This is a genomic window from Pseudomonas sp. TUM22785 (assembly GCF_028198105.1).
GTDB classification, from domain to species: Bacteria; Pseudomonadota; Gammaproteobacteria; order Pseudomonadales; family Pseudomonadaceae; genus Metapseudomonas; species Metapseudomonas solani.
In genome coordinates this window covers 1,202,036-1,217,267 of record NZ_CP116239.1, presented here as the reverse complement: position 1 = coordinate 1,217,267, position 15,232 = coordinate 1,202,036, and the positions used below count along the sequence as shown (strand labels likewise).

14 protein-coding genes are annotated in these 15,232 nt (G+C 60.5%); 9 read left to right on the top strand and 5 right to left on the bottom strand.

Annotated features, from left to right (window positions below; all coding sequences use genetic code 11):
- Complete coding sequence (locus PI990_RS05730; protein ID WP_184488604.1) at nucleotides 1-1,335, top strand: sigma-54-dependent transcriptional regulator; 1,335 nt, start codon at nucleotides 1-3, stop codon at nucleotides 1,333-1,335.
- A gap of 12 nt (nucleotides 1,336-1,347) precedes the next feature.
- On the opposite strand, the gene thiO is transcribed toward PI990_RS05730, so the two are convergent.
- Nucleotides 1,348-2,454 (bottom strand): glycine oxidase ThiO, encoded by a 1,107-nt coding sequence (gene thiO, locus PI990_RS05725; RefSeq protein ID WP_271660061.1) that lies wholly within the window; start codon nucleotides 2,452-2,454, stop codon nucleotides 1,348-1,350.
- Between the two features lie 71 nt (nucleotides 2,455-2,525).
- Here thiO and PI990_RS05720 point away from each other — a divergent pair, with 71 nt between their 5' ends.
- From PI990_RS05720 to PI990_RS05685, 8 genes are all read left to right on the top strand, one after another.
- Entirely contained in the window at nucleotides 2,526-3,068 is a 543-nt protein-coding gene (locus PI990_RS05720) for a GspH/FimT family protein (protein ID WP_271660060.1), read from the top strand.
- A 124-nt stretch (nucleotides 3,069-3,192) separates the two neighbouring features.
- Nucleotides 3,193-3,711, top strand: a complete 519-nt coding sequence (locus PI990_RS05715; RefSeq protein WP_271660059.1) for a GspH/FimT family pseudopilin — start codon at nucleotides 3,193-3,195, stop codon at nucleotides 3,709-3,711.
- 15 nt (nucleotides 3,712-3,726) lie between these two features.
- The gene (pilV, locus tag PI990_RS05710; RefSeq protein WP_271660058.1) at nucleotides 3,727-4,305 is read left to right on the top strand and encodes a type IV pilus modification protein PilV; all 579 of its coding nucleotides are present in this window, start codon (nucleotides 3,727-3,729) and stop codon (nucleotides 4,303-4,305) included.
- Nucleotides 4,302-5,084 carry a PilW family protein gene (locus PI990_RS05705; RefSeq protein ID WP_271660057.1) on the top strand — a complete coding sequence of 261 codons (783 nt, stop codon included), beginning with the start codon at nucleotides 4,302-4,304 and terminating at the stop codon, nucleotides 5,082-5,084. The genes pilV and PI990_RS05705 overlap by 4 nt, the downstream gene beginning before the upstream one ends.
- 7 nt (nucleotides 5,085-5,091) lie before the next feature.
- Complete coding sequence (locus PI990_RS05700) at nucleotides 5,092-5,613, top strand: pilus assembly PilX family protein (protein ID WP_271660056.1); 522 nt, start codon at nucleotides 5,092-5,094, stop codon at nucleotides 5,611-5,613.
- Nucleotides 5,614-5,619: 6 nt separating this feature from the next.
- Nucleotides 5,620-5,967 carry a hypothetical protein gene (locus PI990_RS05695; protein WP_271660055.1) on the top strand — a complete coding sequence of 116 codons (348 nt, stop codon included), beginning with the start codon at nucleotides 5,620-5,622 and terminating at the stop codon, nucleotides 5,965-5,967.
- Entirely contained in the window at nucleotides 5,964-9,932 is a 3,969-nt protein-coding gene (locus tag PI990_RS05690; protein ID WP_271660054.1) for a PilC/PilY family type IV pilus protein, read from the top strand. The genes PI990_RS05695 and PI990_RS05690 overlap by 4 nt, the downstream gene beginning before the upstream one ends.
- Complete coding sequence (locus PI990_RS05685; RefSeq protein ID WP_271660053.1) at nucleotides 9,929-10,384, top strand: type IV pilin protein; 456 nt, start codon at nucleotides 9,929-9,931, stop codon at nucleotides 10,382-10,384. Before PI990_RS05690 ends, PI990_RS05685 begins: the two co-directional genes overlap by 4 nt.
- A 72-nt stretch (nucleotides 10,385-10,456) precedes the next feature.
- Here the strand turns inward: PI990_RS05685 and ispH are convergent, their stop codons facing one another.
- The 4 genes from ispH to ileS are packed head-to-tail and all read right to left on the bottom strand — an operon-like array spanning nucleotide 10,457 to nucleotide 15,229.
- On the bottom strand, nucleotides 10,457-11,404 hold the full coding sequence (ispH, locus tag PI990_RS05680) for a 4-hydroxy-3-methylbut-2-enyl diphosphate reductase (RefSeq protein WP_271660052.1): 948 nt from the start codon (nucleotides 11,402-11,404) through the stop codon (nucleotides 10,457-10,459).
- Nucleotides 11,405-11,453: 49 nt separating this feature from the next.
- Nucleotides 11,454-11,906 (bottom strand): FKBP-type peptidyl-prolyl cis-trans isomerase, encoded by a 453-nt coding sequence (locus PI990_RS05675; RefSeq protein WP_043243724.1) that lies wholly within the window; start codon nucleotides 11,904-11,906, stop codon nucleotides 11,454-11,456.
- Nucleotides 11,899-12,405, bottom strand: a complete 507-nt coding sequence (gene lspA / locus PI990_RS05670; RefSeq protein WP_263400619.1) for a signal peptidase II — start codon at nucleotides 12,403-12,405, stop codon at nucleotides 11,899-11,901. Before lspA ends, PI990_RS05675 begins: the two co-directional genes overlap by 8 nt.
- A complete protein-coding gene (ileS, locus tag PI990_RS05665; protein ID WP_271660051.1) occupies nucleotides 12,398-15,229 on the bottom strand; it encodes an isoleucine--tRNA ligase in 2,832 nt (943 codons plus the stop codon). The genes lspA and ileS overlap by 8 nt, the downstream gene beginning before the upstream one ends.
- Between the last annotated feature and the right edge of the window lie 3 nt (nucleotides 15,230-15,232).

Sequence of the window (15,232 nt, the reverse complement as noted above, 5' to 3'; positions counted from 1 at the left end):
ATGACCAGACAGAAAGCACTCATCGTCGATGACGAGCCCGATATCCGCGAACTGCTGGAGATCACCCTCGGCCGGATGAAGCTGGACACCCGCAGCGCCCGCAATGTGAAAGAGGCCCGCGAGCTCCTGGCCGCCGAACCCTTCGACCTGTGCCTCACCGACATGCGCCTGCCCGACGGCACCGGCCTCGACCTCGTTCAGCACATCCAGCAACGCCACCCTCAGGTGCCCGTTGCCATGATCACCGCGTACGGCAGCCTGGATACGGCCGTCAACGCCCTGAAGGCCGGCGCCTTTGACTTCCTCACCAAGCCGGTGGACCTCGGCCGGCTCCGCGAACTGGTAGCCGCCGCCTTGCGCCTGCGCACCAGCAGCAACGGCGAAACGCCGATGGACAACCGCCTGCTCGGCGACTCCCCGCCGATGAAGTCACTGCGCAACCAGATCCAGAAGCTCGCCCGCAGCCAGGCCCCTGTGTACATCAGCGGCGAATCCGGCAGCGGCAAGGAGCTGGTGGCCCGCATGATCCACGAGCAGGGCCCGCGCCATGAAGACCCCTTCGTGCCGGTCAACTGCGGCGCCATCCCGTCGGAGCTGATGGAAAGCGAGTTCTTCGGCCACAAGAAAGGCAGCTTCACCGGCGCCATCGAAGACAAGATCGGCCTGTTCCAGGCTGCCCACGGTGGCACCCTGTTCCTCGATGAAGTGGCCGACCTGCCCCTGCCCATGCAGGTGAAACTGCTGCGCGCCATCCAGGAAAAAGCCGTCCGCACCATCGGCGGACAGCAGGAAGTGGTAGTGGACGTGCGCATCCTCAGCGCCACCCACAAGGACCTGGCCGCAGAAGTGGCTGCAGGACGCTTCCGCCAGGACCTCTATTACCGCCTGAACGTCATCGAACTCAGCGTCCCTCCGCTGCGCGAGCGCCGCGAGGACATCCCGCAACTGGCCGACGTCATGCTCAAGCGCCTGGCAGCGGACAGCAGCGCTGCGGCCAGCATCACCCGCGATGCGATGGAGAAGCTCAAGAGCTACCGCTTCCCCGGCAACGTCCGCGAGCTGGAAAACATGCTGGAGCGGGCCTACACGCTGTGTGAGAACGACCAGATCCAGCCTGAAGACCTGCGCCTGACGGATGCACCGGCGGCTTCCGAAAACGGCGAAGCCGACCTCGCGCAGATCGACAATCTCGAGGACTACCTGGAAGAGGTGGAGCGCAAGCTGATCATGCAGGCGCTCGAGGAAACCCGCTGGAACCGCACCGCCGCAGCCCAACGCCTGGGCCTGACCTTCCGCTCGATGCGCTACCGCCTGAAGAAACTGGGGATCGACTGATCCCCAGGCCGATCAGGCCAGCGGCTTCAAGCGCGCCGATGGCGCGTAGGGCGCCGGGTCGACGATGGGCTCACGCCCGAGCATCAGGTCGGTCAGCAGCCGACAGGACGCAGGCGCCAACACCAGGCCGTTGCGGTAATGGCCGCAGTTCAACCAGAGCCCATCGAACCCCGGGACCGGGCCTATAAAGGGAATGCCATCCGGCGAGCCCGGACGTAGCCCCGCCCAATGCCCCACCACCTCGGCATCCGCCAGGGCTGGCAGCATCTCGATCGCCGATGCCCTCAGGCTCTCCAGCGCCGACTCGGTCGGCGTCTTGTCGAATCCCTCGTGCTCCAGCGTACTGCCCACCAGGATGTGGCCATCACGTCGCGGAATCGCATAACGCCCCTTGGCCAGCACCATGCTTGGCAGGAAGTCCTCTGCGCACTTGAACAGGATCATCTGCCCCTTCACCGGCTCCACCGGCAGGTCGAGCCCCAGCGTCGCCAGCAACTCCCCGCTCCAGGCCCCCGCGCAGAGCACAACGCGATCAGCGCGAATCTCGCCTTGAGCCGTACGAACCCCGACAACACACCCGCCTTCCTGGATGAAACCGTCCACAGCGCAGTCTTCACGAAGCGTGACGTTGGGCAATTGAAGCAGGGCTTCGCGCAGGGCACGGGTGAGGCGAGGATTACGGACGTTGGCGACATCGGCCATGTGGATGGCGGTGGAGTAGCCCTCGGCCAATGGCGGGACCGCAGCCTTGACCGAGCTGATCGCCACGCGGGAAACCGGGCGATTGCGCTCTGCGGCCCACGCTAAAGCCTGCGCCTCATCGTCCAGATCGAGCCAATAGAGCCCCGTCGAATGCAGCTCAGGATCAACCCCAGTGCGCAAGAGCAATTGCCGAACCAACTGCGGATAATAGCTCTGAGACCAATGCGACAGTGCCGTAACCGCTGAGCTGTAACGCCACGGATATAGAGGTGAAACTATGCCCCCTCCGGCCCAGGAGGCCTCTCGCCCAACACTTTTGCGCTCAATCAAAACCAGACGGTCCACATGCTCTGCCAACTGTAGAGCACTCAACAAACCAACCGCCCCCGCACCGACCACACACAGACTTGTCACCATTGCCCTCCTAACCCAAGCCATTGCACCGCTGTTGATGGTGGCGCGTTCGAGTTCACAGGGAGCGGATAGTCATGGAGATGAGGAAGAACTACAACAGGTCAGATGGCTTCAGCCTGCTGGAATTGCTGATAACACTGCTGCTACTGAGCGTGCTCTTCAGCCTGGCGATACCTCCTATGGCTGCATTCAAGGCACGCCAGGAGCTCAATTCGTTTCAACAGGACTTAACCAGACTCATACAGCATGCTCGTCATCATGCTCTCCTCAACAAAACCCGAGTAAGCATCTGCACCACCGATCACACGGGAAAATGCTCGACCCTCGAGTACGGCACGCTGACTAGCTTCATCGACGAAAAGGGGCGCCGCATGCTCAAGGACGACACCGACATTCTGATGAGGCTTGACATACCCAGCAGCCTGGAAATCCAGTGGCGCGGAATGAGGCCTCGCAGTTCACTTCACTTCAGCTCATACGGCATGACATTCGTGAGCAACGGCACCTTCACGCTCTGTCATCGCAAACCCAATGCCCATCACTTGAAAACCGTCATCAGTCTTCAGGGGCGAATACGGTCAAGCCGCATTCCTGCTCAATGCCCTCGTGATAGCTGAGCCGATCCTGCTGCGGGACGTCATGTACCGTTCACGCTTCGTTTCACGCCTGCCATCCAGCCAAAATTGTTTCGCCCGTGTCGTTACAAGAAACTGCACTCAATAGTGCGCCTAGAGGCCCGTGATGCAGAACAGTAAAGGATTTACCCTGATAGAACTGATGGTGACCATTTTGCTCTTGGCGATAGTCACATCCCTCGCCGCGCCAGCAATGGGGGGGTTCGTTCTTAGGCAGCGGGTCAGCGGGCAGGCCTCGGACCTCACCCTCGCCCTGGCCCTGGCAAGATCGGAAGCGGTGAAGATCAACGCAAGCGTATCCGTCGTGCCGATGACCAGCTCCAACTCTGGCTGGAGCGACGGCTGGTGCGTAGGCCCCACCAGCATCAGTGACTGCTCCGACAGCGCAGTTGTCCGTAAATTTGCTGCTGCTGAAGCGGTAACCGTCACCAGTGCCAATCTGGCCTCTCCTCCACGTATCACCTTTCTGCGCGACGGAACCCGTGGAGCTGCGACGGGCACGCCGGCAATCAAGGTTTCCTCTAACCGACTCAACGCCACAGGTGAAGACGCTCGCTGCGTGCGGGTGAACCCGCAAGGACGTGCAGAAATCGTGAAGATCATCAAATCAGCCACATGCAACTGAATGCAGGAATCCCGGATGAGAAGCTTTTCAGTTAAACAATTGGGGACCTCATTGATCGAGGTGCTGGTTACCCTTGTGATCTTTACCGTAGGCCTGCTCGGCCTGGCCGCACTGCAACTCAATGCCCTACAGGGCACTTCGGACAGTGCCCAGCGCTCACAAGCCACCTCGGTGCTGCAGGATCTGGCCGAGCGCATTCGCGCCAACCCGGCCGGCTCAGCTGCCGATTATGCTGCCGCAGTGAACTGCGCCCAATTGCCGGCCACCATCTGCTCCGACTACTTCTCCCCCAGCACCAACGCCAAGGTCAACGCCACGAGTTGTACAGCGACCCAGATGGCTAAATTCGACAGTTGGGAAGCCAGTTGCAGCTACGCGGCGATCTCGACATTCAATACCATCGACGCCCGCTTCAACAGCCGCGACTTCATTTCCCCGGCGTCCACCGCTTCGGTCATGACCATTACCAACGCCTCGAATGTCCTGAGTCTGAAATCGTCCTGGTTAAGCAAGTCAAACGCTCCCCAGGAACAAGGCAAGGAAACCAGGTCGGAAAAAGTACTCTCGGCAGAGCTCAAGGAACTTCGGAGATGAAGCCAGTAACCCTACTCAATCAGCGCGGCCTGAGTATCATCGAACTCATGGTCGCCTTGGTCCTGAGTCTGATCCTGCTGACGGGCGTCATTCAGGTTTTTCTGTCGACCAAACAAACCTATGCCACTAACGATGCCATGTCGCACCTGCAAGAGAACGGCCGCTTCGCGCTCGAGTTCATTGCAAGGAACGCGCGGCTCGGTGGTTACACCAATCCCACGGAGTTAATCTCCCCCCCTCTTCCCGTGCAAGGCAAGAACTGCGGAGATGCATGCAGCCTGAACGGCAGCGGGGCAGATTCCGATACTCTGGCGATAGCCTTCCAACCCCCGAGAGACGAAGGTACCGGCCTGCACTACGACTGCGCGGGCGCATCGGTTGACGGCGACAAAGTATTGGTAAACGTATTCAAGACACTCAACGGATCCCTCGTTTGCAGCTCCTATTACATTGGAACCACGACCGCCATCAGCAGCAATAAGCCGCTGGTAGAGGGGATTGATCGACTCCAGGTTCTTTACGGGGTCAACACAGCGGGAAAAGCCGACAGCGTTGATCAGTACATATCGGCGGACAGAGTCACCAGCTTGAACAAGTGGGATCAAGTCAGGGCAATAAGACTGGCCGTCCTGGCCAACTCCGTCACGCCGGTAAATCCGACCCCGCCTGCACGAAAGTTTGCACTTCTTGACGCCACTCCAGTGTCATTTTCGAACGCAGAAGCCCGACTTGGCCGGCAGATCTTCACCACCACCATTCTTCTCAAGAACACCAACTGAGGCGACGATGTTGACTATCCCTGGGCATAACCAGCACGAGAAAGGCGCCAGCTTGATTGTCGCTCTAATCTTCCTGCTCGTACTGACGATTGCTGGCATCACCGCCATGCGCTTTGCCACGATGGAAGAGCGCATGGCCAGCAATACGCAGTTCCGCACCGACGCCTATCAACTGACCCAGAGCGAAATCCGTGCACAGATGAAGGATTTCAGCGGCAGCGTCGCCAAGAGAGTGCCACTGCTCAATGCCAAGAACGCGAATGCTCATGGCCTGACTCAAGAACGCCTGCTCGAGCTGGCGCTGCCAAAAAGCAGCCGTGTGCCCGTCAACCTAACAGCCGTTATCTCGGATATCCGCGGTTCGTTCGCTGCAAACTCGGTCCGCTATCTGTCTGACAGTCCCTGCGAAGGTGGTTATAGCCTGGAGAAATTCTCCTGCACTTACTACGAAATAAACACCAAGGCTGCCCTCAACGGCGGAGCGTCTTCCGACCAAGTCCAAGGTATCGTGTTTCGCACGAACAAGTGAGACCCCATGAAATATCTACTGTTCTTCATCACCCTTGTAATGACGTCCGCCCACGCTGACGAGACCATCCCTGACAACTACTCGTTCGAAACCGTAGAGGCCGAGCGTCTCATCGTGAACTGGCAACCAACGGATACTCGCCTGGGCACCATGCTGGTCTATCGCTGTACAACCTGCGACCCAATCAAGATGTCGTTCTACCGAGACACTGAGTTTCGCCTCCAAGGAAAACTGGCCGATATCGCCGTCCTGAAGAACAAGGTCGACTGGAAAGGCCATATCAAGTTCACGGAAGAGAATCCTGAACGAGCCATAAAAATCAATATCATCGAGCCGACAGAGGACAGCCAATGAAACGCACACGCAAACCTCTGCTTTTCGCCGGCGCGTTCTTTTACACGCTGTTCTCGCTGCAAAGTGCGCTGGCGGAAGATATTGAAATCTATGTAACGCGCGACCTCCCCGCGGACCAACGCGTACGCCCGAACATCTTGTTCATCATTGACTCCTCCGGGTCGATGGACACAAAAGTCAAGTCGACCAACAAGACGCGTATCCAAGTTGTCCAGTCTGTCACCAATAACCTGATCGACCAACTGAAAGGCAACGGTGACGTAAACATCGGTTTCATGCGTTTCAACACCAGCGGCGGCGGTAAGGTCATCAGCCCCATCTCGATCCTTAACAACAGCACGGCTGACGGGTTCAAGCAAACCGTCAACAACATCGGTGCAGATGACTGGACCCCCCTGTTGGAAACCTACTATGAGGCCTATCTCTATCTAACTGGAGGAACACCGGTCTGGGGAAAGAAAACCAGCGTCGCTTCGTCGATGGCCAACGGCAAATATATTTCGCCGATCACCCATAGCTGCCAGAAAACCAGCATCATCTATCTGACGGACGGCGAGCCTACTGAAGATGTCGACTCCAACGCTGATGTTCGCAAGCTCGTTGCCGGCAAGAACACCGCTCCCTGGGCTAGCACGAGCTGCGGTAATGGCCATGGCGTGTGCCTACCACACCTCGCGCAATTTCTCGCCAATCAGGATCTCTCCAGCTCCTACAGCGGCAAGCAGATCGCCAGTACTTACACCATCGGCTTTGCAACCGACCAGACGCTATTGAGCAATACTGCAGCAGCGGGCAAAGGCAGCTACCAGACCACCGACAACGTGTCGGGTCTCACTGAGGCGATGAAATCCATCATCGTCGAGATCCTGGCCGAAAACACGACCTTCGCCACGCCCAGCGTGGCTGTGAGCGCCTACAACAACCTCGGTTTCCGCAACGATCTCTACTATGCGCTGTTCCGCCCGGCGGAAGGCGCTCGGTGGGTCGGGAACGTCAAACGCTACAAACTCGGCAAGAACAGCACGGGCGACAGCATCATTCTGGATGCGTCGGGAGCGGCAGCCGTCGACTCCACGACTGGCTTCTTCTCGGAAACATCGCGCAGCTTCTGGTCGACTGCCGCTGATGGCCGCGACGTAGAAAAAGGCGGGGTTGCCGCAAGACTGCCCGCCCCCACCAGCCGCAGTGTTTTCACCTGGACGGCTGCAGACAGGAGTCCGACCGCCAGCGCTGGCGTAACCGACAGCGCGGCGCTTCCCACCTTCTCGGATACAACCGCACTCACCAGCGCACTGCTAGGGGCTAGCTCCACCGCCGAAAGGACCAAATTCATAGAATGGGGCCGCGGATTCGATCCCGATAGCACGACTTCCCCGAAAACAGCGAGGAAGCAGGTCGGCGACGTTTTGCACAACGAGCCCAAGCTAGTGGCCTACAAGACGGACGAGGACCTCGTCAGGGTAGCCAACTCCCAGAAGCCAACCAGCGACGCCACCTATGAGGCCTCACCTGAACAGCTGTATATGTTCTTTGGTACCAACGAGGGCTTTATCCATGCGGTAGACCCGTCAACAGGAGAAGAGAAGTTTGCCTTCATTCCGAAGGAGCTGCTGCCGAACCTGGGGTACTACTACAAGAATGCCGAAGGTCTCGGCACCAAGAAATATGGCATGGATGGCCAGTTCAATCTGTGGACCGAATACTCGGACCTGAACGCCAGCACTCGCACCCGCGACATCACCAAGGCCTATCTCTATGCAGGCATGGGTCGGGGTGGTCGCAACTATTACGCCCTGGATGTCACGTCCATCACCGCGCCGAAGCTGAAATGGACGATCAAGGGTGGCGAAACTTCCGGCTTCGAGAAACTCGGGCAGAGCTGGTCCACACCGAAGCTCGCCAAAATCAAACTGAACGGTACCGACAAGCAGGTGCTGATCTTTACTGGCGGCTATGACGTCAACCAGGACAACGACAACCCTAACACCCCGATCGATGACACCATCGGTAACCGCATCTTCATCGTGGATGCAGATACCGGGCAGTTGCTGTGGAGTGCTGGCAATACAGGGAGCACGCTCAACATCACCTCCATGACCAACAGCATTCCGGCTGACCCGGCCATCATCGACAGAAATGGTGACGGCTTCGCCGACATCATCTATGCAGCCGACACTCGCGGTCAGGTCTTCCGGGTCGATCTGAACAACGCCAACACTGGTGCATCGACGCTGGCGACTGGCGGTCGTATTGCGAGCTTCGGCGGGACCAACGCGCTCAACAACCGGCGCTTCTTCAATACCCCGGACGTGGCACTGGTTCGCGAGCGAGGCGGCAGAAGCTACTTCACCATTTCACTGGGCTCAGGCTATCGCGCCCACCCGCTTAACGAAAACACTGTCGATCGCTTCTATGTGATTCGCGACACCAGCGTTTCCGCACCGCCGACGGCCTACACCACGCTGACGGAATCCGACCTTACGGACGTATCCAGCATCAACCTGACTGAAGCCGGAGCGGCAGAAATTCTGGCCTCCATCGCGACCAAAGAAGCCGCGATCAACTCGCTCAACAATGCAGCCAGCGCGGCACAGACAAACTTCAAGAACTACAAGGCGGGTATCAACTTCACCAGCAAGCAGACCGAAATGGTCGACACGGCAACAGAGGCCAACAACCGTCAGAAGCAGATTGATGCGATCTTCGACGCCGACCCCTACATCGCCGAACATGCCCCGGAAAGCACCAAGCAAAGTGCCTACCAGACCCAGATCGGGGCCATGCAGTCCCTGCTGAATGAACTGGTCCAGGGCAATGTGGACACCAGCGAACGTGCACGCCTGGTCGCTGCCTACAACAGCGTGCTTGCCACCCAGTCCACACTGGATTCGCTGAACAGCCAGATTCTGGCCAAGGAACAGCAGATCATCGCAGCCCAAGTCGACCCGCAGCCCGGCGTCGTGCAGGGCCTGGAAGCTGAACTGGCCACTCTGCGAAGCAACTACACAGCTAATGCGGCCTACACCAAACGCGAACAGCAGAACCAGAGCGACCGGCTCAAGCAACTCATCACGGCAGTCAAGGAGAGTCAAAGCTCGCCGCCTCCTGCGCTGCATGATGCGATCACCAACCTGCTCGCCGAAACAGGCACAGGCACAGGCCAGGACGAGGCTGCTCTGCAGGCTCGCGACGAGGCAACCAAGCAGGCGCAGCTAAGCAACCAGGCAACCAACCAGACCAACAACACCACTCTGATCAATACGCTAGAGGCGCAACGTGTGACGCTGGCTGGGAAGGTGAGCTCTCTTCAGGCGGAGCTGGATGCACTGGCGGCTACCCCTTATAGCAACAGCCCCACGCTGACGAATGCACAGCTGACGGCTGCACGGGCCAAGTACGGCAACGGCATGACCATTTTCGATGCCTACCAGTATCTGATCGATGTGGCCCTGACCAACGCGAGTGATCAACTGCCAACCCTGAGACAGCAGATAAACGAGCTCTACGGTCAACTGACCCCAGGTGACAGCTATACGCCTAACCTCGAGCAATTGAACGCGAGCAAGGGCTGGTTCCTGCGCCTTCCAAAAGGCGAGAAAGTCCTGTCCAGTTCGGTTTCGTTCAATGGCGCGGTGCTGTTCAGCACCTTCAGCCCGAGAGGTTCCGCGGTGACTACCTGCGGTCCTGACGTTGGACGTGGCCGCTTCTTTGCACTCAACCTGATAGATGCGAGTGCCGTGTTTACCAAGCAGGTCAATGGTGTCGCTACGCCTACCCGCAGTTTCGACCTGGGCCGCAGCGGCATCCCGCCGAGTCCGACGGTCATCGTCGGGGACAGTGGATCGGACGGTTCGGACAACAATACCGTTTGTATTGGCACCGAATGTCCCAAACTTGAATGCGTTGAAGGTGGCCAGTTCTGTAATGCGCCTCCGATCAGTGCCAAATACTGGAGAGAAAATTGATTAAGCAAAGGGGCGTCACGCTAATTGAACTAATGGTGGTGATGGTGATAGTTGCGATCCTTGCCGGCATCGCCTATCCAAGCTATCAGAGCTATACCATCCGCTCAGGCAGGGCGGATGGGATGGCCAAACTGATGGAGATCATGCAAGCGCAGGAACGCTTCTACTCGCAGAACCAGAGCTACATCGCCGCCTTGAATGGTGACGCATCGGCGAGCCCCCCTACGGGGCTCGGCTATGCAGCTACGCCGGTTCCAAGTGATGAGAAGCGTTACACGATCACCGCAGCTGCATGCGGTACGGCAGCAGCTGATGTAATTGCACGTTGCGTGACTCTTACGGCGGCACCGGCCGGACCGCAAACAAAGGACACGGAGTGCAAGAACCTCACGCTCAACAGCCGGGGAGAAAAAGGGATATCCGGAACGGGAAAAGTAGAATCGTGCTGGTAGCCCTGGACGCGCCCGTGTATTGACGAACAATAAAAAGCCCGGCATCGCCGGGCTCTTTATTGTTCGTCACATTTATTTCACCTCAACGACGCGCAACTCCTTCGGCATCGAGAAGGTGACATTCTCCGGCCGCCCATCCAGCTCGACCGCAACCTCGGCGCCCCAGGCGCGCAGCTGTTCGATCACACCCTGCACCAGCACTTCCGGCGCAGAGGCACCGGCAGTGATACCGACGCGGGTGATGCCTTCGAACCACTCCTGCTTCATGTCCTCGGCCCCGTCGATCAGGTAGGCCGGGGTGCCGATGCGTTCGGCGAGTTCGCGCAGGCGGTTGGAGTTGGAGCTGTTGGGGCTGCCGACCACCAGGACCACATCGCTCTCGTCGGCGAGCTGCTTGACCGCATCCTGGCGGTTCTGGGTGGCGTAGCAGATGTCGTCCTTGCGCGGTCCGCCGATGCTGGGGAACTTGCTGCGCAGGGCGTCGATGACGCGGCTGGTGTCGTCCATGGACAGCGTGGTCTGGGTGACGAAGGACAGCGCCTCGGGGTTGCGCACCACCAGGCTCTCGACGTCGGCTTCGTTTTCCACCAGGTAGATGGCACCGCCGTTGCTACAGTCGTACTGGCCCATGGTGCCTTCAACTTCCGGGTGCCCGGCATGGCCGATAAGCACGCATTCGCGGCCGTCACGGCTGTAGCGGGCGACTTCCATGTGCACCTTGGTCACCAGCGGGCAGGTGGCGTCGAAGACCTTCAGGCCACGGCGGTCGGCTTCCTGGCGTACGGCCTGGGAGACGCCGTGGGCGCTGAAGATGACGATGACATTGTCCGGCACCTGGTCCAGTTCCTCGACGAACACCGCACCGCGGGCGCGCAGATCCTCGACCACGAACTTGTTGTGCACCACTTCGTGACGCACGTAGATCGGCGGGCCGAACACTTCCAGCGCGCGGTTGACGATCTCGATGGCGCGATCGACGCCGGCGCAGAAGCCGCGGGGGTTGGCGAGTTTGATTTGCATGCTGTCTACCTCTTGGCCTTGCGGCCGCCCTCCCCTGCGGGAGCTGAAATCACGCCGGCTCGACTGCCAGAATCTCCACCTCGAAGCGCAGCGACTTGCCGGACAGCGGGTGGTTGAAGTCGATGGTCACATGGCTGTCGTCGAAGCGCTTCACCACGCCAGGCAACTCGGTGTTGGCGGCATCATTGAAGATGATCAGCAGGCCTTCGGAGAGTTCCATGTCCTGGAACTGGCTGCGCGGCATGACCTGCACGTTCTGCGAGTTCGGCTGGCCGAAACCCTGCTCCGGCTCGATCGGCAGCACCCGCTTGTCACCGGCCTTGAGACCGAACAACGCGCCCTCGAAACCCGGCAGCAGGTTGCCATCGCCGACCTTGAAGGTGGCCGGCTGGCGGTCGAAGGTGCTGTCGACGACATCACCGTTCTCCAACTTGATGGCGAAATGCAGGGTGACCCGGGCATCCGGACCGATGCGCGACTCAGTGGCGAGAGACTCAGTCATGAGCGGGTTCTCCGGACTTCTTCGACTTGAACATATCCAGCGCCAGCATGATGGCGCCCAGGGTGATGGCGGTATCGGCCAGGTTGAACGCGGGGAAGTACCAGCGATCCTGCCAATGCACCAGGATGAAGTCGACCACGTGGCCAAGCACCACGCGGTCATAGAGGTTGCCCAATGCGCCACCGAGGACCATGGCCAGCGCAATGGCCAGCCAGGTTTCGTCGGCCTTCAGGCGCTTGAGCCAGACCACCAGTACGCCGCTGACCACCAGGGCGATCAGGGCGAAGAACCAGCGCTGCCAGCCGGAGCTGTCGGCGAGGAAACTGAAGGCGGCACCGGTGTTGTAGACGTGAATCCAATCGAACCAACCGGGGATGACGGTGATCCGCTCGCGGAACGGAATCACGTCCAGCACCACCCACTTGGAACCCTGGTCCAGCACGAACACCAGGACGCTCAGCAGCAGCCAGCCGAGACGGCCAAAACGGGCCTCAGGCATAGTGGCGAACCTCACCAGCGCCTTCGATGTTCTCGACGCAACGACCACACAGCTCGGGGTGCGCGGCGTTCACGCCGACATCCGCGCGGTGGTGCCAGCAACGACCGCACTTGGCGTGGACGGACTTGAGGATCTTCAGTTTCAGGCCCGGCACCTCGGTTTCCACTGCATCGGCCGGTGCGGCGGCCAGGGGCTGCACGTCGGCGGTGGAGGTGATCAGCACGAAGCGCAGTTCGTTGCCCAGCTTGGCCAGCTTGGCGGCCAGGGACTCCTCGGCGAAGACGGTGACCTCGGCCTGCAGGCTGCCGCCGATGGCCTTGGCGGTACGCAGGTTCTCCAGCTCCTTGTTCACCGAAGCCTTGATCGCGACCACGTCTTCCCAGAAGGCGTTGCTCATCTCGAAGCCTTCCGGCAGCTCGCTCAGGCCCTGGTACCAGGTGTTGAGCATCACCGACTCGCCACGCTCGCCCGGCATGAACTGCCAGACCTCCTCGGCGGTGAAGGCCAGGATCGGCGCAACCCAGCGCACCAGCGCCTCGACGATGTGGAACAGCGCGGACTGGCAGGAGCGACGCGCCAGGCTGTCGGCCTGGGTGGTGTACTGGCGGTCCTTGATGATGTCGAGGTAGAAGCCGCCCAGCTCCTGCACGCAGAAGTTGTGCACGCGGGAGTAGACGTTCCAGAAGCGGTACTCGCCGTAGGCTTCTTCCAGCTCGCGTTGCAGCTGCAGGGTACGGTCCACGGCCCAGCGATCCAGGGCCAGCATGTCCTCCACCGGCACCAGGTGCTGCGCCGGGTCGAAGCCCGAGAGGTTGGAAAGCATGAAGCGCGTGGTGTTGCGGATGCGGCGGTAGGCATCGGCGCTGCGCTGCAGGATCTGCTGGGAAACGGCGATCTCGCCGGAGTAGTCGGTGGACGCTACCCACAGGCGCAGGATGTCGGCACCCAGGGTGTCGATCACCGTCTGCGGCACCACGGTGTTGCCCAGGGACTTGGACATCTTGCGGCCGGACTCGTCGACGGTGAAGCCGTGGGTCAGCAGCGCGCGGTACGGCGGGTGATTGTCGATGGCGCAACCGGTCAGCAGGGACGAATGGAACCAGCCGCGGTGCTGGTCCGAGCCCTCCAGGTACAGGTCGGCGCGCGGGCCGCTGGCGTGGCCCAGCGGGTGCGAGCCGCGCAGCACGTGCCAGTGGGTGGTGCCGGAGTCGAACCACACGTCCAGGGTGTCGCTGATCTTGTCGTATTGCGGGGCCTCATCGCCCAGCAGCTCGGCGGCGTCCAGCTTGAACCAGGCTTCGATGCCTTCCTGTTCGACGCGCTTGGCCACTTCCTCCATCAGCTCGACGGTGCGCGGGTGCAGCTCACCGGTGGCCTTGTGCAGGAAGAACGGGATCGGCACGCCCCAGTTGCGCTGGCGCGAGATGCACCAGTCCGGGCGGCCGGCGATCATGTTGTGCAGGCGCGCCTGGCCCCAGGCGGGTACGAACTCGGTCTGCTCGATGCCGGCCAGCGCGCGCTCGCGCAGGGTGGCGCCTTCGTTGGGCTGCTTGTCCATGCCGACGAACCACTGCGCGGTGGCGCGGTAGATCAGCGGGGTCTTGTGGCGCCAGCAGTGCATGTAGCTGTGGTTGATGCTCTCGTGTTTGAGCAGCGCACCAACCTCTTCCAGCTTGGCGACGATGGCCGGGTTGGCCTTCCAGATGAACTGGCCGCCGAAGAAGGGCAGGTCCTGGACGTAGACGCCATTGCTCTGCACCGGGCTGAGGATGTCGTCGTTGCTCATGCCGTAGTGCTTGCAGGAGCGGAAGTCGTCCTCGCCATAGGCCGGAGCGGAGTGGACCACACCGGTGCCGGCACCCAGCTCGACGTACTCGGCCAGGTAGACCGGCGACAGGCGCTCGTAGAACGGATGGCGGAAACGGATGTTTTCCAGTGCTTCGCCCTTGGCGGTGGCGATCACCTGGCCTTCGAGGCCGAAGCGTGCCAGGCAGGATTCCACCAGTTCTTCGGCCAGCAACAGCAGGCGCGCGCCGGTATCGACCAGGGCGTAGTTGAACTCGGGGTGGACGTTCAGCGCCTGGTTGGCCGGGATGGTCCAGGGGGTGGTGGTCCAGATGACGATGGCGGCCGGCTTGGCCAGGCTCGACAGGCCGAATGCCGCGGCCAGCTTGTCGGCGTCTTCGACCAGGAAGGCGACATCGATGGCGTCGGACTTCTTGTCCTGGTACTCCACCTCGGCCTCGGCCAGGGCGGAACCGCAATCGAAGCACCAGTTGACCGGCTTCAGACCCTTGAACACGAAGCCCTGCTTGACCATCTCGGCCAGGGCGCGGATCTCACCGGCCTCGTTGGCGAAGGCCATGGTCTTGTAGGGGTTGTCCCATTCGCCCAATACACCCAGGCGGATGAAATCGGCCTTCTGCCCTTCGATCTGCTCGGCGGCATAGGCACGGCAGAGTTCACGGGTCTTGTCGGCAGGGAGGTTCTTGCCGTGGGTGGTCTCAACCTTGTGCTCGATCGGCAGGCCGTGGCAGTCCCAGCCCGGTACATAGGGGGCATCGAAGCCCGCCAGGGTCTTGGAACGGAGAATGATGTCCTTGAGGATCTTGTTGACCGCGTGACCGATGTGGATGCTGCCGTTGGCATAGGGCGGGCCATCGTGCAGGACGAACTTCGGGCGGCCCTCACCGATCTGGCGCAGCTTCTGATAGAGCCCAATGGAGTCCCAGCGCTGCAGGGTCTCCGGCTCACGCTGGGGAAGACCGGCCTTCATCGGAAATGCCGTTTCCGGCAGGTTGAGGGTCGCTTTGTAATCGGTCATGTC